The organism is Curtobacterium sp. AC273 (genome assembly GCF_979253735.1).
In genome coordinates this window covers 184,596-202,145 of sequence record NZ_CEEDDU010000001.1, presented here as the reverse complement: position 1 = coordinate 202,145, position 17,550 = coordinate 184,596, and the positions used below count along the sequence as shown (strand labels likewise).

Genomic DNA, 17,550 nt, shown 5'->3' with positions numbered 1-17,550 from the left:
ACGGATGTCGAACGGATGGCCTCCGATGCTTGACGAGCTGGTCATGACCGGGCATGATCAGTCAGCCGTTCCTCGACGCCACCGCCTGGAGCGCGGCGCCGGTCCCCGAGACCGGCACCGCGCCTCAGGACGGTCACCCCACTGCGCGCCGCGAGCTCACACAGCAGCCAGTGCGGAGGTCGGTGGGATGCGCGCGGCGCGCACCGCCGAGGAGAGGCCGGACACCCCACCGATGACCACCGTCGCACCGAGCCCGCCGGCGACGGCAGCCAGAGCGGGATCGCGACGGGCCACCCTGCCCGAGCGTGAACACGACCGTCACGCCGACACCGATGACGACCCCCGCGATCCCGCCGAGGAACGACAGCAGCAGTGACTCGACCAGGAACTGGTCGCGGATGTTCCGTCGGCGTGCTCCGAGCGCTCGGCGCACCCCGACCTCCGCACGACGTTCGAGCACCGTGATCACCATCGTGTTCGCGACGCCGATGCCGCCGACCAGCAGCGCGACCCCGCCGATCCCGACGAGCAGCCCCGTGAACGGAGTCGTCCGTGGCGTTCTTCGCGGCGAGGGCGTCGGACGGCCGGGTGACGCCGACGTCCTGCGGCGATCCCGGACGGATGCCCGCCGCGAGCACCGAGCGCGCCTGCACCGACCCGCTCCGGATCGACCCGTGCGTACACCGCCGTCGATTGCCCCGTCGAAGCCGAGCCGCTCGGCCAGGTCCAGGGCACGAACACCTGGTTGTCCAGTTCCCAGGCAAAGCTGGATGGACCGCAGCACGCCGACGACCTGGACCCAGCGACCGTCCATCCAGGCACGCGTGTCGGCGCCCGCCCGTTCGATCCCGAGGGCACGGGCGGCGTCGGCACTCGAGCACGACCCTGAATCCGGTGCCCGCACCGAATCGTCGATCTAGCGACCGGACGCGAGGTCACCGCCGAGGACCGCCGGCACGTCGCCCCACGCCGCCATCACGCCGATCCCCTTCGTCTCGGGGGTCGGGACGAACTCGTTGCGGTAGACGGCGGCGTCGTCCACCGAGCCCACCGCGCGGCGGCGGTCTGCACGTCGTCCTGCCGCAGCGCGAACTCCGAGGCGGCGGTGGGCGGCCGGCGGTGGGGTGTCGCCGAACCCTGCGCCTTCGTGGCCGTCAGCGACGTTCGTCCGCGAGCACGTCGAGCACCTGGTCGAGCTTCGCCTGCTCGAGGACGAGATGCCGACGACGGCGATCATCGCCGCGATGCCGATCGCGATCCCCAGTGCCGAAGCACGACCCGCCCCGGCCGTGTGCGGAGCCCGAGCCACCGAGCCGGCGGAGGGTCCGCGCCACCGAGCCGAGCACGGACCGCGCGGTCCCCCTCACGTGTGCACGGGGGGGGGGGGGGGGGGGGGGGGGGGGGGGGGGGGGGGGGGGGGGGGGGGGGGGGGGGGGGGGGGGGGGGGGGGGGGGGGGGGGGGGGGGGGGGGGGGGGGGGGGGGGGGGGGGGGGGGGGGGGGGGGGGGGGGGGGGGGGGGGGGGGGGGGGGGGGGGGGATTTTTTTTTTTTTTTTTTTTTTTTTTTTTTTTTTTTTTTTTTTTTTTTTTTTTTTTTTTTTTTTTTTTTTTTTTTTTTTTTTTTTTTTTTTTTTTTTTTTTTTTTTTTTTTTTTTTTTTTTTTTTTTTTTTTTTTTCAATCAGCCGCGGCAGCCCACCGGCCGTCACCAGGGCCGCGCCCGGACCGTCCGCGTGCGCAGCAGCCGGAGTCCTCCGCGACGAGCCCGTCGCGCATCCGGACCCGGCGCGGCAGCGACGCGGCGAGTTCGAGGTCGTGCGTGATCACGAACTCCCGCTGGTGCCGGCGTCGTTGAGCTCCCGGAGGAGGGCCAGGATCGCGGCGCCCGATGCCGAGTCGAGCGCGCCGGTCGGCTCGTCGGCGAGCAGGATCGTCGAGGTCGCCGACGATCGCCCGCTTGATGGCGACACGCTGCTTCTCGCCACCCGAGAGGCTGGTTCGGGAGGTGCCCGACCCGGTGACCGAGTCCGACCCGGCCGAGGGCGTGGACCGCACGACGGTGGCGCTCCCGGCGACCGGTACCGGCGTAGAGGAGCCCGTCCGCGACGTTCTCCTGCGCACGGTGGCCCCGGCCTGCAGGTGGAAGTGCTGGAACAGCACGAACCCGATGTGCTCGGCGCGGAGGCAGGGAGAGCGCGTCGTCCGACATGGTGGCGACGTCGTTGTGGCGATCGTCACGGTGCCGTCGGTGGGGCGAGTCGGCGTCCCGACGATGTTGAGCATCGTGGACTTGCCGGAGCCGGACGGGCCGACGGCGGCAGGCAGGCTCGCCGGCGGTCACGTCGAGCGTCACGCCGCGGGCACCTCCTGGAAGTCGCCGTAGGTCTTCGTGACGTCGCGGAGCAGTCGGGACGGCCGGCTCATCCCGGCACCACCACTCGGTCGCCCTCGGATACGTGGCCCGAGACCGCGATCCGGCCGTCGGCGGCCAGCCCGGCCTGACGGCGACCCGCTCCGTAGTGCCGTCCCTCCAGGACGACGTCGACCGCGTAGCCGCCGTCGCCGGTGGCGACCAAGCGCCGCGACCGGCACGGAGAGCACGTCCTGCTCGGAGGCACCCGCGGCGCTCGACCTGGGCGGATGCGGCCGCGGGCAGCTCGCGGTCACCGGGGGTCGAACGACACCGACACGTCGACCTTCGACGCGGCGTCCTCGCCCGCACTCGGCTGCACGTCGGTGACCTCGCCGGCCGTCGCCGCACCGGCGCCGTTGACCCGGGCCCGCACCGACGTACCGACGGCGAGGCCGCTCGGCATCCCGCTGCGGGACCGTGGCGAGGACGACTCGCTCGTGCCCGTCACGGAGAGCACGTCCCCGGAGGCGCGCTGCCCGGAGGCCCTGCCGCCGACCGCCGCGACGCGGACGTCGCCGGGGACGAACGCGACGTCCGCCGCGGTCAGCACGCCGGTGACCTCACTGCCCACGGTCCAGCTTCCAGCTGCCGCACGGCGCGCTGGGTCCGGGGACCGAACGTTCGTCCTGGGCCCACTCGTACCCGAGCGCCGCGAGGTTCTCGTTGAGCTGTCGGACGTCGGTGCCCCGCTGGCCTCGCTCGAGCGACCGCCAGAGCGGGACCGTGCCGTGCATCGCTCGGACGCCGCGCTCGTCGACGGCGTACAGGAACTCGTCGCGGTGGATCACCCGACCGGGCTCGAGCAGCCAGGTGAGCGTGCCGGGTGCCGCCCCAGGCACACCGCTCAGGAGTCCCGTAGCCCAGGACGCCGGAGAACACCTTCGAGTCGGTCAGCACACCCGACGTCACGACCGAGGTGTGCCGCCCGCTCGCCGAGGAGTCCCTGCCGTCGGCGTCGCCGCCGCAGCCGCCGACGGCGCCGCCCCTGTGGAGCGAGGACGGTCCACACGCCTGCTCCGGCGGCGAGGACGGCGAGCAGGCACACGCCGATCGGCGAGGGACCCGGACGAGCGGACCGGGATCCGGGCGGGCGGTGACACTGCAGTGACGGGGCTGTGGTTCTGCAGCTCCCAGCACACCGCGGTGCCTGTTTCGCCCCACGCGCGCGCCGCGGCCCCCCGACGAAACGTCGACGCGCAGGCCCCCACCGGCACGCGAGACGACCTCGAGCCGCCAGCCGTGCGCCTGCACGATGGACGCGACGATCGACAGCCCGAGTCCACTGTGCCGACCGGTGGACGGCGCTCCCGAGCAGCGTCGGAACGGCTCGACCAGGAGCGCCGCCACGTCCTCCGGCACCACCAGGGCCGGAGTTCTCCACGGAGAACCCGTCCGCCCTGGTGTCCACGCGGACGAACCCGCCCGGAGTGGTTGTACTCGACGGCGCGTTGCCGACCAGGTTGACGAAGAGCTGGCGGACGAGGCGTCGGCTCGCCCGTGATCGCGGGACTGCCCGGAGGCGCGGGGCGGCCTTCGAGCGGAGAGCGACACGCCCGCCTCGTCCGCGCGTCCGGCGGCTCCCGCGACGATCTCGTCGGCGGAGCCGCTGGCGAAGTCGATCGAGGTCCCGACGCCCGCGAGCCCGCGGTCGGCCTCCGCGAGCACGAGCAACGAGTCGACCAGGTGTTCCGTCCGCCGGTTCTGTTCGAGGAGCTCGTCACGCACGCCCCGGACGTCGTCGGCGGCAGCGGCGTCGGTGCAGACCGATCTGCACCGCCGCGCGCTGCACGGCCAGGGGCGTCCGCAGCTCGTGGGAGGCCTGCGCCACGAACCGTCGTTGACTCTCGAACGCGGTCTGCAGACCGGTCGAGCAGGTCGTCGACGGTGCCGGACAGCCGTCGGAGCTCGTCGTCGGGGCCGTCGAGGGCGATGCGCTCGTCGGAGGAGTTCGACGCACTGATCCGGTTCGCCGCCGCCGTGATCCGCGTGCGATGGGGCGGAGCATGCGTCGGCTGACCAGCTACCCCACCCCACCGGCGACCAGGCCGGCGCCGGCGATGCCGATCACCAGGACCACTGCCACTGCTGGTCGGCGACGACGCGGGCGACGGTCCCGTCCGGGTCGACGGTCCCGTCCGGGTCGACGGTCCCGTCCGGGTCGACGGCCCCGTCCGGGTCGACGGCCCCGGCGCGGCCCGGCGGGGCGGTGGCGGAGAACGACGGCTGGCCGCTCAGACCGAGCGCGACGCCGATCCCGGCCTGGGACATCAGGTTCGAGAAGACGACCACGCCGGCGGCGAGGACCATCGCCGCCGCCGCGAACACCAGCGCCGTGCGACTCCGGATGCTCCAGGTCCGCGACTGGATCGAGATTTCACACCGCGTAGCCCGTGCCCGGCCCGTGCGGATCGGGTCCGGATCGCCGAGCTTCCACTCGAACTTCGACATCGTGACCCGCACGGCCGCGGTGAACGGGTCGATGTTCATGTCCCACACCTTCTCGAGCAGTTCCTCCGCGGACACGATCCGTCCGTCGGCGCGGAGCAGGGTCTCGAGCACGCCGAGCTCCTTCGACATTGAGGTCGAGCGGTCGTCCGTCCCGCGTCGCCATCCGACGGTTGGTGTCGAGGACGATCCCGGCACGTTCGAGGACCGGCGCGACCGGGGCGACACTGCGTCGGCCGAGCATGCACGGACCCGTGCGACGAGCTCGAGGTGATGCTCGAACGGCTTGGCGAGGTAGTCGTCGGCATCGACCAGTCCGTTCCACCCGGTCGGTCAGCGTGGTCGCCGCCGTGAGCATGATGATCCGGGTGAGGCTGCCGCGTGCCGCGAGCCGGCGGGCGACCTCGTCGCCGTGCAGCCCCAGCACGTCGCGGTCCAGCACGACGACGTCGTAGTCGTTCACCGCGAGCAGCTCGTCCGCGTGGTCGCCGCGGTACACCACGTCGACCGCCATGTCCTTGCCGCGTCAGACCCCGTGCGACGAGGTCGGCCAGCGCGGTCTCGTCATCCACCACCAGCACTCGCATCCATGTATTGCATACCAGTCGGCTAGGAGACGGCTGGGTCCACACGGACGACTCCGGCTGCTTCGTCGAGACGGATCACGAACTCGATGCCACCGGATCCGGGGACGACGGCGAGAGGGGGACGGAGTCGGTGCTGAGGTGGTCCATGCCCCGAGTCTCGGGGGCTGGGTGTTCTCGCCGCCGTAACCCCGACGGCGATGCCTCAGGCGTCCGAAGGGGACCTCGCCGCTGCGGCTGACACCGGCTCGCTGCCGGTACGCCAGGTGTCCGCCGAGGTAGCCCCCGACGCCGACGGCCACGAGTCCCGCGTACCCGAGGAGCTTGCCAGCGCCGTGGTTCCCGCGCTTCCGCTGCATCCAGGACAGGCCGTAGCAGCGAGATGCCGACCCAGTTCGGCGGCCTGGTGCACCCAGCCGGTGCGGAGCTGCTCGCGGTCGAGCTTTCCGACCAGTCGGCCATACCCGGCGACGGTCGCGCTGCCGGAGGACACGAGCCCGACACCGACGAGGGTCTTCGCGGCCTTCGCGTTGCCCTTCCCGCCGATCGTGTCCAGCATGGCGGCCGGGATCCACGCGCCGAGCGGCACCTGCACCGTGGGCGGGTGCAGCGGGTACCTGAACGGCACGCCGTGCAGCAGCTGCCGCAGCGCCTTGGGCTTCGCGAGGGCGTTGACCAGGGAGCGGTCGATGTCGACCAGCGCTTGTCGAGCACGCTCGCGTGCTCGACGGACTCGGTGAGGCGACGGATCAGGGGCAGCTCGGGCACTTCTCTGGAATCTACCAGGCCTGGAGGCGCGGACCGGTCTCAGGGACAGGGTCGCGCCTCCATTCGGATCTCGCTGAGGGCGTCCGCTACTCCTCGACGATCTCCGCCAGCTCGAACGGTTCGACCGTCAGCTCGTCGCCGCCTGCGGCGACGTCGACGCGGACGGTGTCGCCGTCGCGGACGTCACCGAGACAGGATCGCCCGGGCCAGCCGGTCGTCGATCTGCCGCGTCCCATGCAGGCCGGCGGAGCGAGGCGCGCACCGTACGCGGGTCGTGCCACCCGCTCGGCGACCAGCTGCGAGGCGTCCGGCGTGACCGCCAGCTCCAGCCGACGGTCCAGGATCAGGCGGCGTGCGAGACGGTCGACGTAGAGGGAGACGATCTGGCCGAGGTCCTCCTCCGTCAGCGCCTGGAACACCACGATGTCGTCGAGCCGGTTGATGAACTCCGGTCCAAGGAACGCCTGCTGCACCAGCTCGCGGACGACCTCGTCGCGCTGGACGTCGCTCAGGGACAGGTCCGTCACGAACTGCGAGCCGAGGTTCGACGTCAGGATCAGGATCGTGTTCCGGAAGTCGACCGTCCGGCCCTGCCCGTCGGTCAGGCGCCCGTCGTCGAGCACCTGCAACAGCAGGACGTCGAAGACCTCGGGATGCGCCTTCTCGATCTCGTCGAGCAGCACCACGGAGTACGGGCGCCGGCGGACGGTCTCGGTGAAATGCCCACCGGCCTCGTAGCCGACGTACCCGGGCAGGGCGCCGATGAGCCGCGCGACCGAGTGCTTCTCGCCGTACTCGCTCATGTCGATGCGGACGAGGGCCTTCTCGTCGTCGAACAGGAACTCGGCGAGCGCCTTGGCCAGCTCAGTCTTGCGGGTACCGGACAGGAGCCGAGGAACAGGAACGAGCCCGTCGGACGGTCCGGAGTCGGAGATGCCGGCGCGGGTGCGACGGACGGCCTCGGACACGGTCGACACCGCGGTGCGCTTGCCCGATGATCCGGCGACCGAGCTCGTTCTCGAGGTGCAGGAGCTTCTCGGTCTCACCCTGCAACAGGCGCCCGAGCGGGATGCCCGTCCACTGCGCGATCCACGGCGGCGATGTCCTCGTCGGTGACGCTGTCGTTCACCATCCGGTCGGCGGACTCGGCCTGCTCGGCGGCGGCGAGCTCGGCCTCGATGCGGGGCTTCTCGCTGTACTCGATCCGCGAGACGAGCTCGTAGTCGGCTTCCCGCTGCGCGCGCTGCGATCGCATGTTGAGTTCGTCGAGCTGCTGCTTGAGCTCACCGATCCGGTTCAGGCTCGCCCGCTCGGCCTGCCAGCGCTGCTCGAGCTCGCCCAGCCGTTCCTCACGGGTGTGCAGTTCGTTCCGCAGGGTCTCGAGGCGGGCCTTCGAGGCGTCGTCCTTCTCCTGCTTGAGCGCGAACTCCTCGACGCGCAGGCGGTCGACGTTGCGCTTCCAGTTCGTCGATCTCGACCGGGCTGGAGTCGATCTCCATGCGGAGCCGGCTGGCGGCCTCGTCGATGAGGTCGATGGCCTTGTCGGAGCTGGCGTCGGAGATGTACCGGTTCGACAGGCTCGACGCGCGCGTCGAGCGCGGAGTCGTTGATCGTCGCCTTGGCGCCTCGTAGCGCTCCTTCAGGCCGCGGAGGATCGCCACGGTGTCCTCGACGCTCGGCTCGCCGACGAAGACCTGCTGGAAGCGTCGTTCGAGGGCGGCGTCCTTCTCGGTGTACTCGCGGTACTCGTCGAGCGTCGTCGCCCCGATGAGCCGCAGTTCGCCGCGCGCCAGCATCGGCGCGAGCATATTCGACGCCGCGACGGAGCCCTCGCCCCCACCCGCGCCCATGAGCGTGTGCAGCTCGTCGATGAACGTGATGACCTGCCCGTCGGAGTCGTTGATCTCCTTGAGCACGGCCTTGAGCCGCTCCTCGAACTCGCCGCGGTACTTCGCGCCGGCGATGAGCGCGGACATGTCGAGCGACACGAGGCGCTTGTCCTTGAGGGAGTCGGCGACGTCGCCCGCGATGATGCGCTGAGCGAGTCCCTCGACGACGGCGGTCTTGCCGACGCCGGGTTCCCCGATGAGCTTGGAGGTTGTTCTTGGTGCGGCGCGTCAGCACCTGGCTGACGCGTCGGATCTCGGCGTCACGGCCGATCACCGGGTCGAGCTTGCCGCTGCGGGCGATCTCGGTGAGGTCGACGCCGTACTGCTCGAGGGCGGTCTTCTGTCGCTCTTGCGAGTCAGGAGCGCCCTGGAGGTTCGCCATGCGTTCCGTCCTTTCGTTGCGGTGGTCGTTCGGCTGGTTGAGCCAGCCTGACTCAAGTTACCGCGCGTGTGGCTGTTCCGTCTTCGGGTTCCGGATCCCGATGGCGCTGACCGCCACTCCCGCCAGCAGGAGCAGCGCCATCACCACCATGGCCCGGTGCAGGCCGTCCACGCTCACCGCACCCCCGAGGAGGACCCCGGCCAGCGCCACCGTCACCAGGCCGGCGATGCGTGCCACCACGTTGTTGACCGCCGAACCCGACCCCGCCTCGGACTGCGGGACGGACCCCAGCACGGCACTCGTCAGTGGCGTGACCATGACCGAGATCCCCGCTCCGATGAGGACCAGCCCGGGCAGCACCGACCACCAGTACCCCGCCGGGTCGCTGCCCGCGAAGAGGAGCAGGAGCGCCCCGACCGCACCGACTGCGGGGCCTGCGGCCATGAACCACCGCGGACCGTACTTGCCGGCGAGGGACCCGACGGTCGTGGAGAGCAGCAGGAGCATCACGGTCAGCGGCAGCGTCGCGAGGCCGCGAGCCAGGCCGGGTAGCGCCAGACCTCCTGCAGGAACAGCGTCACCACGAAGAACACCATCCCGAGCGCGCCGTAGATCGACAGCGTCGCGAGGTTGCCGACCGCGAAGTTCCGCGCCCGGAACAGCTCGAGCAGGACCAGCGAGCCACCCGAGGTCCGTGTCACGTGGAGCTCCCACGGCACGAACGCGGCCAGGGCGACCGCGCCGATCACGAGCGCAGCCACCACGACCGGCGATCCCCATCCCAGCCGTCCTGCTCGATGAGCCCGAGCACCGCGCTACCGACACCCACCACGGCGAGGACCGCACCGACGACGTCCACCTTCGCCCGCGGCCCGACCCGAACCTCGGCCTGGATGCGCCGCACGAGCGGGATCGTCACCGCGATCGGGATCGCCGTCAGCACGAAGATCCACCGCCAGCCGATCCCGTCCACGATGAGGCCGCCGACGACCGGGCCGAGGATCGTCGCCGCGCTCGACCACGCCGTCCACGTGCCGATCGCCTTCGCCTGCGCCGCCCCGCGGAACGCCGCGACGATGAGCGCCAGCGCACTCGGGGTCACGAGCGCACCTCCGACGCCCTGGAACGCCCGCGCGACGATGAGGACCTCGCCCGTGGGTGCGATCGCGCACGCCACGGAGGCGATCCCGAAGACCACCAGCCCCCACGTGATGATCCGCACCCGGCCGAACAGGTCGGACAGACTGCCGGCGACGAGGATGAGCGACCCGAGCGTCACCAGGTACGCGTCGACGGTCCACTGCTGCACGACGAGTCCACCGCCGAGCTCGTCGCGGATCGCCGGCAACGCGACGTTCACCACGCTCGAGTCGAGCCCCACCACGAACGACGACAGGATCGCCACCACCAGCACGACCCGCCGGTCGTCACGGAGCGGTGCGGTGGCGGCCGGGTGCGCCGCGGGCGGAGTGGTCATGCGCTCATCCTCCGCCCTCGCGGGTCGCGGCGCCTGTCCCTGCCGCTCCCCGCACGCGACCCACCACCGCGGCGGCCCCACACGCCGAAGCCCCCGCGACCGAGTGGTCGCGGGGGCGCCGACGGAGGACGGGGCTGGGTGTCCTGGATCGAGGGTGCTGCTGGCTAGTTCCGGGAGTCGGAGTTGGGCTGCACCGAGGGGCCGGGGTTCACGACCGGCTGCGCCACGAGGGCGGCGGGCTCGGCCGCGGTGTTGTTGACGGTCGTGTTCGTCGCGCCGTCAGCGTTCTTGGCCTTCTTCTCGTCGTCGCTCATCTCCTTCTTGAAGATGTTGATCGACTGACCGAGGCCCTTGGCGAGCGCCGGGAGCTTGGTCGCACCGAACAGCAGGATGACGATCCCGAGGATGATCAGCAGGTGTACGCCGCCGAGGTTTCCGAGCATCATGACTCCTTGAATCTGGATCTGGTCGCCGTCTCCGAGTCACCGTCGACGCGTGCGGCGGAAGTCCCGTCGTCCCACCATCGTAACTCGCACTCCCCGGGAATCACAGGCCGACCCCCGGACGGACACCGTTCGCCCAGGCTGGCGGGTCAGTAGGCGCCGCGGGAACGGAGCACGGACGGGATCGTCCGCGCGAGGATCACCACGTCGTGCGCGAACGACCAGTTCTCGACGTAGTGCAGGTCGAGCCGGACGCCGTCGACCCAGTCGAGGTCCGGATCGACCACTGACCTGCCAGAGCCCGGTGATGCCCGGGGTGACGAGCAGCCGACGGTCGGCGAAGTCCTCGTAGAGGGCGACCTCGCGCGGGAGCGCCGGGCGGGGACCCACCAGGCTCATCGACCCGGTCAGGACGTTCCACAGCTGCGGCAGTTCGTCGAGCGACGTGCGGCGCAGGAAGGACCCGACGCGCTCACCCGCGGGTCGTCCTTCATCTTGAAGAGGGCCCCGAGCCCTCGTTCGCCTGGTCGAGCGCCGCGACCGCGGGCTTCGGCATCGGTGCACATGGTCCGGAACTTGAGGATCGAGAACTCCTGGCCGCCGCGACCGACGCGCGTCTGGCGGAAGAAGACCGGGCCGTGGTCGTCCGCGCGGATGACCAGTGCGATGACGGCGAACACCGGCGCGAGCAGCAGCAGGCCGAGCCCGGCGCCGAGCACGTCGAGGGCCCGCTTGCCGATGCGGCGTCGGTAATCCGGCGTCTCGACGTGCATCAGCGGGAGCCCGTCGACGGGGCGCTCGTGCACACGGCCAGCCGCGATGTCGGCCAGGGGCGAGGACACGACCAGCTCGACGCCGTGTTCCTCGAGCTGCCAGCCGAGCCGTCGCAGCCGCTCGTGGCCGCCGCGGACCGCACCGGCGACGACGACCGCCGAGACGCCCTGGGTCCGGGCGAGGTCCAGCACGTCGTCGATGCCGCCCACCACCGGGACCACGGCCCCGTCGAGGTCGAGTTCCGCGCCGGTCGGCGCGCAGTCCGTCACTACGGCGCACACCCGGTACCCGGCGGTGGGGGTCGCTGCGATGCGGCGCCCCACGTAGCGGACGTCGTCGGCGTCACCGACGAGCAGGACCTCCTGCCAGCCGTTCACCCCGGAGCACGCCGACGGACGAGCGCGGTCCGGAGTGCCTTGCGCCCGAGGGCGAGGAACAGCAGCCCGAGCGGGAACGCGATGGCGACGGTACCCGCGGGCGATGTCGACGTTCGTGCCGTAGGCGATGACGGCCACGGCCGCACCGGTCAGGAGACTGGCGGTCAGCAGTCGTCGGTACTCGTCGCCGCCGACACCGGTGATCCGGGGGTCACGGGTACGGAACAGCGAGAGCAGTGTCATCCAGACCACCACGATCGCGGGGGCGACGACGAACTCGACCCATCCGGCGTCGACCGAGCCCCGCGAGGCTCCGACGGGAACCGGAGCACGTGCGCGACGGCGAACGCCACGAGCAGCAGCGCGAGGTCGAGCACCGTCGTGAACGGTGGCGACGACGCTCGGCGCGGCTTCCGCACCACGGTGGCCGGCGTGTCTGGTGCGATCGTGGTGCGGAGCGCGAGTGACATCGAACGGTCCTCCTGTCGGCCGCCGGCGCGACGGGAGGTCGACCGGACGCCCCACGCAGTCGGGGGAATACGACTGCGCGGGGCGTCCTAAAATATATCACTCTGCAACTCTGGATATCAATGGCCCAGCACCTGGTCGAGCGTCGAGATCACGGGTGCCTGACGGAGTGCGGGCACGTCCGCGTCGGTCACGCCGCGCAGCCGGAACGACACGGTCTCGCCGGGCAGCAGGGTCATGAACCCGCGGTCGACGGTGCCGGTCGGAGCGACCCGGTCGGGTTGGACGAGCAGGTCCCGCACCAGCCCCTCGGCCTCGACGACGAGCTGGAGGCCGTCGTCGCCCACCGGCGTGAACGACGTCACGGTAGCGCGCCGGCTGCCACCGCATGTCCTTGTCCGGCGCCGGGGTCCACACCGCTCGACGCCAGTCCATGTCGGCCACGACCAGCTCGTTCGTGGGGTCGTCCACCACGCCGACCGACTCGGGCAGCGCCACGACGGCGACGCCCGCCGCCGACAGGTGCACCGGCAGCGTGACCTCGGCGAGCACGGTGCCGGCGAGGGTGATCCGCCGCACGCGCACCACGCTGTCGTGTCCGGTCCGGGTGGAGCGGACGGCGACCTCGATCGGCGAGTGGCCGAACGCGCCGGGCGACACCCCGAGCGACAGCGTGTCCGCCAGGTCGCTCGGCTCGGCCGTCTCGGCGACGGGGGCGGTCGGCGCGGGGCGATCCGCGCCTCCAGGCCGCCCGTCCCACCGGCCGGAGCCGACGCGGCGGGCGTGCCCACCGGACGGATCGTCAGCAGCACGTCGTCGTAGAGCCGGCGCAGCTCGTGCGCCAACGGCTTGAGGCGCCCGCCGAGTCGATCGCCGACCACGACGACACCGGCCACAGGTCGTTGAGCTGCCACACGATCACACCGGTGTTGCGCGGCCAGTGCGTCCGCCAGTGCTCGACGCCGGTCGCGATCGCGCGCGTCTGCTGGAGCTGGGTGAGGTAGAGCCACGCGTCGAACGCGGCGGGGTCGACGGCGCCGAACCGGGGCTCGAGCCCGCGGGCGAGCTTGCCCATCCCGTCCGCCGCCTTCTGGTGGTGCACCACGCCGGGCGAGTCCACGCGGAGCGGCTCGTCGGCGACCGCGTCACGCAGCGTGCGCCACGCGGGCGGCGCCTGCCAGCCGAACTCGGACACGAACCTGGGGACCGACGAACGGTAGTGCTCGTCGGACAGCCGGTTCCAGACGTCCCACGAGTGGTGCGTCTCGTGGTCGACGTCGTTGGCGGCGAGCGCCTCGTCGCCCGACCAGGGCGACGCCACCGTGTAGAACCGCGACGGGTCACCGCGTCGACGATCGTCGGCAGCAGGTCGAGGTAGTAGTCGAGGCCCCAGCCGCGGTCGCCGAGCTCCTCGCCCCAGCCGTCCGCGTCGTGCAGCCAGATGTTCTCGTTGTTGCCGTTCCAGAGCACCAGCGAGGGGTGCCGCGACAGCCGGGCGACGTTGTCGCGCGCCTCGGCGATGACCTCGCTGCGGATCGGCTCGCCCTCGGGGTAGGCCGAGCAGGCGAACGGGAAGTCCTGCCAGACGAGCAGGCCGAGCTCGTCGCAGACGTCGTAGAAGTCGTTCGACTCGTAGACCCCGCCGCCCCAGACGCGCACGAGGTTCACGTTGAGGTCGGTGGCGGCCGCCAGGCGGGACTCCGCCCGCGCACGGTCGACCCGCGACACGATCACGTCGTCCGGGATCCAGTTCACGCCGCGGACGTCGATCGGGGTGCCGTTGACGTGGATCGTGAAGGGCTTGCCGACCGCGTCCGAGGTCGTGTCGACCCGGGTCGACCGGAAGCCGGTGCGGAAGGCCTCGCGGTCGAGCACCTCGCCGTCGACGGTCTGCAGCTCGACGACCACGTCGTAGCGCGCCTGCTCGCCGTAACCCGCGGCCACCAGCGCTGCACGTCGGGCACGCGCACGGTAACCACGGTCTCGTCGTCCTTCGGCGTGAGCTGCGCGCGCGACCGCTGCCGGGTCGCCGTCCCCTCGGCGGTGTGCCCGCTGACGGTGACGACCAGCACGAGGTCGTCGTCCTCGCCGTCCTGGTCGAGGTCGTTCATCCCCGAGCGCTCGACCGTGAGGTGCGCGTCGAGCACGCCCTCGCCGGCCTCGACGTCGACCAGCGGCCGCACGTCGCGCAGGCGGGCGGTGGACCAGCGCTCGATCGCGACCGGACGCCACGGCCCGCTCGTCACCGCCGTCAGCCCCCAGTCCCAGCCGAAGTTCGACGCCATCTTCCGGATGTACGGGAAGGGCTCGTCGTAGGGGCCCGGCATGGACCCGGCCTTCGCGGCCACCCGTCCGGCTTCACGGTAGGGCGACTCGAACAGGAGCTCGAGCGTCTTGCTCCCCGGCCGACGCCGCCGGTCTGGTCGCGGGCGTCGAAGCGGTAGCGACGGTGCATGTTGCGGGTCGTGCCGACGACGACGCCGTCGAGGCTCAGTTCCGCGACCGTGTCGAGGCCGTCGCACACCAAGTCGACGCGCTCGAAGCCCCGCGGGTCGACGTCGACGGTGCGCTGGTACGACCAGTCCGCGCGTCCGACCCACTTGGCGGCGTCCTCGTTGCGGTCGAACGTCGGGTCGGCCAGCAGCCCCTCGCGCTCCAGGTCGGTGTGCACCTGCCCGGGGACCGTCGCCGGGATCGCCCGGCCTGCGACGCCGTCCGGCGCACCGGTCCCGCCGACCATGGTCACGGTCCAGTCGTCGCGGAGTTCCTCGCGTTCGAGGGTCATGCGGGTCCTTCTCTTCGGCGGACGGAGGTGGTGGCCGCCGCGGTCGGGACGCCGGCCGGCTGCCCGCCTCGGGCCCGGTTCGTGCGGCCTGGAGGCGCGACACCGGTTGGCCGGGCGTCGTCGCGTCGCGCGCGCGGACGCTGGTGCGGCCGCGCGTGGGGGTGCTCGGCGATGCTAGTACGGCTTGCCCTCTGCAACGTCTGAGTCCCGCGTTCCGTGGCAGTGTGGGTGCGGTGATCGCTTCTGCACTCGCCCGTTCCCTCCGCGCGACCGGGCTCCGCTGGCACCCCACCACCGGCGACCGGTTCGTCATCGACAAGCCCGGCGTCGACGACGACGTCTACACCGTGTCCGAGATGACCGTCGAACGCCACGACTACCCGTCCGGCACCGTGCTGGGCTTCAACGGCACCACCGAGTGGGCGCTCGACTCGGTCGAGGCGTCCGAGTCGCTCTGGCTGCCGCGCGAGGACCAGCTGCGCGAGCTGCTCGGGCCGGCGTTCGTGTCGCTCGAGGCGTCCGGGTCGTCGTTCGTGGTGACGGCGACCATCTCCGGCGCCCCGCGGACCTTCTCAGAACCCGTCGCCGCCGACGCGTACGGGCAGGCCCTGCTGGCGTACATCGGCGCGGCGCTGGCCTGAGGCGCGGCGCGGCGCTGCCCTGAGGTCGGCGCGCCCGGCTGGGTGTTTCCGGAATGCCTCCTGGGGGTCCTTTGGTTGCATGGCAGGATGACCGTTCCGAACATCACCCTGAACGACGGCAAGACCATCCCGCAGCTCGGCTTCGGTGTCTTCCAGATCGACCCCTCCGAGACGAAGGCCGCGACGCTCGCGGCGCTCGAGGTCGGCTACCGCCACATCGACACCGCCGAGATGTACGGCAACGAGAAAGAAGTGGGCGAGGCCATCGCGGAGTCCGGTATCGACCGTTCCGAGATCTTCGTGACCTCGAAGCTCAACAACGGCTTCCACGACCCCGAACTCGCGCTGGAGAACGGCAAGAAGTCGGCGGAGCTGCTCGGCGGCTACACCGACCTGTTCCTCATCCACTGGCCGCTCCCCACCGTGTCGGACTTCGTCCCCACGTGGAAGGCGCTCGAGGAGCTCTACCACGCCGGCACCTCCCGCTCGATCGGCGTCTCGAACTTCCAGGCGCACCACCTCCGCCGCCTGATCTCGGAGACGACCATCACGCCGGCCGTCAACCAGATCGAGGTGCACCCGTACCTCACTCAGGACGAGCTCCGCGCGGTGGACTCCGAGCTCGGCATCGCGACCGAGGCCTGGTCCCCGATCGCGCAGGGCCTCGTGCTCGACGACGAGACCATCACCCGCATCGCCTCGGCGCACGGCAAGAGCCCGGCGCAGGTCGTGCTCCGCTGGCACATCCAGCGCGGCGACATCGTGTTCCCGAAGTCGGTGACCCGTGCCCGCGTCGAGGAGAACTTCGCGATCTTCGACTTCGAGCTCTCGGGCGAGGACATGACGGACATCAGCACGCTCGACAAGGGCCACCGGACGGGTCCGGACCCGGACACGTTCGACTACGTTCCGGCGTAGTCAGCAGTTCCAGGAAGGGCGGTCGCGCGGTGCGCGGCCGCCCTTTCGTCACGCCCGGCGGGAGGCCGTGACGGTGAACCGGTCGGTCCGGGTGACCTGCCGGGTCGGCCCGACCACCTTCTCGAGCACCGGCCGGTAGCGCAGGTGCGAGTTCCAGACGCACCACAGTTCGCCACCGGACTGGAGGATCGTGGCCGCGTTCCGGAACATCGCCTCGGCCGCGTCGGTGCTCACCGTGGTGTCCGCGTGGAACGGCGGGTTGCACAGGACCAGCTGCGCGGAGCCCTCGTCGAGTTCGTCGCCCGCGTCGCTCCGCACCGTGGTCACCCGGTCGCCCACGCCGTTCAGGTCGGCCGTCGCCCGCGTGCTCGCCACCGCGGTCCACGCCACGTCCGTCGCGACGACCTTGATCGTCGATCGACGCCGGGCGATCTCGGTCGCGATCACGCCGTTGCCGGACCCCAGGTCGACGGCGACCCGCGCCGTCGGCACCGCGTCGTCCATGACGCCGAGCAGCACGCGCGTCCCCAGGTCCAGCGACGTCCCGGCGAACACACCGCCGCGCGCGGCGATCGTCATGCCGAGTTCGTCGTTGTGCACGACCCGCGGCCACGGCGACGTGATCGCCGCACGGTTCGCCGTCGCGGTCAGCGGGTCCTGCGCGATGAGCAGCCGTGACTTGCCCCGGCCGCGTGACGCGGTCACCTCGCCGAAGGACCGTCGCAGCACGTCGTTCTGCGACAGCGTCATGAACTTCGTCCGACCGCCGCAGAGCAGGACGACGTCGGGAGCGGCGAACCGAGCGACGGCGCGGGCGATCTCGTCGAGCCGGTCGTGCGACTTCGAGAGTCGGAGCAGCACGAGTCGGGCGTCGCGGAAGGCTGCTTCGTAGGAGTCCGGGTGGTGGAAGCCGCGGCGTCCGAAGGTGCCCGCGTTCGCCTCGAGTGCGCGTTCCCCGACGAGGGAGTCCTGCACCACGCGGACGTCGGCCGCCCCGTGCAGCGCCAGCACCCCCAGGGTGATCACGCCGTGCACGTCGTCCACGACCGCGACCGCGCCGGGCTGGCGGAGCGCGTCGCCGTGGACGTTCGGCGCTTCGTCGAGGATGAACCGGTCGGTGCCGTCGATCGCGACGAGGTCGGGGCCGGTCTCTGACCGGCGGCGGAACAGGTCGGCGAAGTCGGGCACCG

General features: G+C 71.3%; 20 protein-coding genes and 4 pseudogenes. 3 read left to right on the top strand and 21 right to left on the bottom strand.

All coding sequences use genetic code 11. The features are described from left to right. Positions 1-133 precede the first annotated feature (133 nt). The gene (locus ACZ8AI_RS01235) at positions 134-904 is read right to left on the bottom strand and encodes an ABC transporter permease (RefSeq protein ID WP_464855878.1); all 771 of its coding nucleotides are present in this window, start codon (positions 902-904) and stop codon (positions 134-136) included. 12 nt (positions 905-916) lie between these two features. After that, on the bottom strand, positions 917-1,042 hold the full coding sequence (locus ACZ8AI_RS01230) for a hypothetical protein (RefSeq protein WP_464855876.1): 126 nt from the start codon (positions 1,040-1,042) through the stop codon (positions 917-919). A gap of 77 nt (positions 1,043-1,119) precedes the next feature. Between ACZ8AI_RS01230 and ACZ8AI_RS01225 the strand changes: the two genes are divergently transcribed. Next, a complete protein-coding gene (locus tag ACZ8AI_RS01225) occupies positions 1,120-1,851 on the top strand; it encodes a hypothetical protein (RefSeq protein WP_464855874.1) in 732 nt (243 codons plus the stop codon). 146 nt (positions 1,852-1,997) lie between these two features. On the opposite strand, the pseudogene ACZ8AI_RS01220 reads toward ACZ8AI_RS01225, so the two are convergent. From ACZ8AI_RS01220 to ACZ8AI_RS01135, 18 genes and pseudogenes are all read right to left on the bottom strand, one after another. Further along, positions 1,998-2,279 (bottom strand): annotated as a pseudogene (locus ACZ8AI_RS01220) (hypothetical protein); the annotation flags it as partial. A gap of 380 nt (positions 2,280-2,659) precedes the next feature. Further along, positions 2,660-2,980: a hypothetical protein gene (locus ACZ8AI_RS01215; protein WP_464855872.1), complete on the bottom strand. Its 321-nt coding sequence runs from the start codon at positions 2,978-2,980 to the stop codon at positions 2,660-2,662. Next, entirely contained in the window at positions 2,970-3,248 is a 279-nt protein-coding gene (locus ACZ8AI_RS01210) for a peptidoglycan-binding domain-containing protein (RefSeq protein WP_464855870.1), read from the bottom strand. The genes ACZ8AI_RS01215 and ACZ8AI_RS01210 overlap by 11 nt, the downstream gene beginning before the upstream one ends. An 878-nt stretch (positions 3,249-4,126) precedes the next feature. Then, positions 4,127-4,237, bottom strand: coding sequence for a hypothetical protein (locus ACZ8AI_RS01205; protein WP_464855868.1), 111 nt, complete (start codon positions 4,235-4,237; stop codon positions 4,127-4,129). A gap of 236 nt (positions 4,238-4,473) precedes the next feature. After that, complete coding sequence (locus ACZ8AI_RS01200; RefSeq protein ID WP_464855866.1) at positions 4,474-4,734, bottom strand: hypothetical protein; 261 nt, start codon at positions 4,732-4,734, stop codon at positions 4,474-4,476. Positions 4,735-4,783: 49 nt separating this feature from the next. Next, positions 4,784-5,441, bottom strand: a pseudogene (locus ACZ8AI_RS01195) (response regulator transcription factor). Positions 5,442-5,643: 202 nt separating this feature from the next. Then, positions 5,644-6,066 carry a hypothetical protein gene (locus tag ACZ8AI_RS01190; RefSeq protein ID WP_464855864.1) on the bottom strand — a complete coding sequence of 141 codons (423 nt, stop codon included), beginning with the start codon at positions 6,064-6,066 and terminating at the stop codon, positions 5,644-5,646. Positions 6,067-6,292: 226 nt separating this feature from the next. After that, positions 6,293-8,477 (bottom strand): annotated as a pseudogene (locus ACZ8AI_RS01185) (ATP-dependent Clp protease ATP-binding subunit). 57 nt (positions 8,478-8,534) lie between these two features. Then, on the bottom strand, positions 8,535-8,984 hold the full coding sequence (locus tag ACZ8AI_RS01180; RefSeq protein WP_464855862.1) for an MFS transporter: 450 nt from the start codon (positions 8,982-8,984) through the stop codon (positions 8,535-8,537). Positions 8,985-8,989: 5 nt separating this feature from the next. Further along, positions 8,990-9,238: a hypothetical protein gene (locus tag ACZ8AI_RS01175; RefSeq protein WP_464855860.1), complete on the bottom strand. Its 249-nt coding sequence runs from the start codon at positions 9,236-9,238 to the stop codon at positions 8,990-8,992. Next, positions 9,223-9,954 carry an MFS transporter gene (locus ACZ8AI_RS01170; RefSeq protein WP_464855858.1) on the bottom strand — a complete coding sequence of 244 codons (732 nt, stop codon included), beginning with the start codon at positions 9,952-9,954 and terminating at the stop codon, positions 9,223-9,225. The genes ACZ8AI_RS01175 and ACZ8AI_RS01170 overlap by 16 nt, the downstream gene beginning before the upstream one ends. A gap of 164 nt (positions 9,955-10,118) precedes the next feature. After that, positions 10,119-10,400 carry a twin-arginine translocase TatA/TatE family subunit gene (gene tatA / locus ACZ8AI_RS01165; protein WP_464855856.1) on the bottom strand — a complete coding sequence of 94 codons (282 nt, stop codon included), beginning with the start codon at positions 10,398-10,400 and terminating at the stop codon, positions 10,119-10,121. A 146-nt stretch (positions 10,401-10,546) separates the two neighbouring features. After that, positions 10,547-10,684: a sugar transferase gene (locus ACZ8AI_RS01160; RefSeq protein WP_464856358.1), complete on the bottom strand. Its 138-nt coding sequence runs from the start codon at positions 10,682-10,684 to the stop codon at positions 10,547-10,549. A 49-nt stretch (positions 10,685-10,733) separates the two neighbouring features. Beyond that, positions 10,734-11,170 (bottom strand): annotated as a pseudogene (locus ACZ8AI_RS01155) (sugar transferase); the annotation flags it as partial. A gap of 617 nt (positions 11,171-11,787) precedes the next feature. Continuing rightward, the gene (locus tag ACZ8AI_RS01150) at positions 11,788-12,018 is read right to left on the bottom strand and encodes a hypothetical protein (RefSeq protein ID WP_464855854.1); all 231 of its coding nucleotides are present in this window, start codon (positions 12,016-12,018) and stop codon (positions 11,788-11,790) included. A gap of 97 nt (positions 12,019-12,115) precedes the next feature. Continuing rightward, positions 12,116-12,676 (bottom strand): hypothetical protein, encoded by a 561-nt coding sequence (locus ACZ8AI_RS01145; protein WP_464855852.1) that lies wholly within the window; start codon positions 12,674-12,676, stop codon positions 12,116-12,118. A gap of 1,091 nt (positions 12,677-13,767) precedes the next feature. Further along, positions 13,768-14,364: a glycosyl hydrolase 2 galactose-binding domain-containing protein gene (locus ACZ8AI_RS01140; protein ID WP_464855850.1), complete on the bottom strand. Its 597-nt coding sequence runs from the start codon at positions 14,362-14,364 to the stop codon at positions 13,768-13,770. Beyond that, positions 14,268-14,801, bottom strand: a complete 534-nt coding sequence (locus ACZ8AI_RS01135) for a glycosyl hydrolase 2 galactose-binding domain-containing protein (RefSeq protein ID WP_464855848.1) — start codon at positions 14,799-14,801, stop codon at positions 14,268-14,270. Before ACZ8AI_RS01135 ends, ACZ8AI_RS01140 begins: the two co-directional genes overlap by 97 nt. Positions 14,802-15,034: 233 nt before the next feature. Between ACZ8AI_RS01135 and ACZ8AI_RS01130 the strand changes: the two genes are divergently transcribed. Next, positions 15,035-15,442, top strand: coding sequence for a pilus assembly protein CpaE (locus ACZ8AI_RS01130; protein ID WP_464855846.1), 408 nt, complete (start codon positions 15,035-15,037; stop codon positions 15,440-15,442). An 87-nt stretch (positions 15,443-15,529) separates the two neighbouring features. After that, positions 15,530-16,360: an aldo/keto reductase gene (locus ACZ8AI_RS01125; RefSeq protein WP_464855844.1), complete on the top strand. Its 831-nt coding sequence runs from the start codon at positions 15,530-15,532 to the stop codon at positions 16,358-16,360. A gap of 48 nt (positions 16,361-16,408) precedes the next feature. On the opposite strand, the gene ACZ8AI_RS01120 is transcribed toward ACZ8AI_RS01125, so the two are convergent. Beyond that, a complete protein-coding gene (locus ACZ8AI_RS01120) occupies positions 16,409-17,548 on the bottom strand; it encodes a class I SAM-dependent methyltransferase (protein WP_464855842.1) in 1,140 nt (379 codons plus the stop codon). Positions 17,549-17,550: the final 2 nt, after the last annotated feature.

Excerpts from the sequence above, each read along its gene's own strand:
- ACZ8AI_RS01135 (WP_464855848.1), bottom strand. The coding sequence starts at position 14,801 with ATGACCCTCGAACGCGAGGAACTCCGCGACGACTGGACCGTGACCATG.
- ACZ8AI_RS01170 (WP_464855858.1), bottom strand. The coding sequence starts at position 9,954 with ATGACCACTCCGCCCGCGGCGCACCCGGCCGCCACCGCACCGCTCCGT.
- ACZ8AI_RS01125 (WP_464855844.1), top strand. The coding sequence starts at position 15,530 with ATGACCGTTCCGAACATCACCCTGAACGACGGCAAGACCATCCCGCAG.
- ACZ8AI_RS01150 (WP_464855854.1), bottom strand. The coding sequence starts at position 12,018 with ATGTCACTCGCGCTCCGCACCACGATCGCACCAGACACGCCGGCCACC.
- tatA (WP_464855856.1), bottom strand. The coding sequence starts at position 10,400 with ATGATGCTCGGAAACCTCGGCGGCGTACACCTGCTGATCATCCTCGGG.
- ACZ8AI_RS01180 (WP_464855862.1), bottom strand. The coding sequence starts at position 8,984 with ATGCTCCTGCTGCTCTCCACGACCGTCGGGTCCCTCGCCGGCAAGTAC.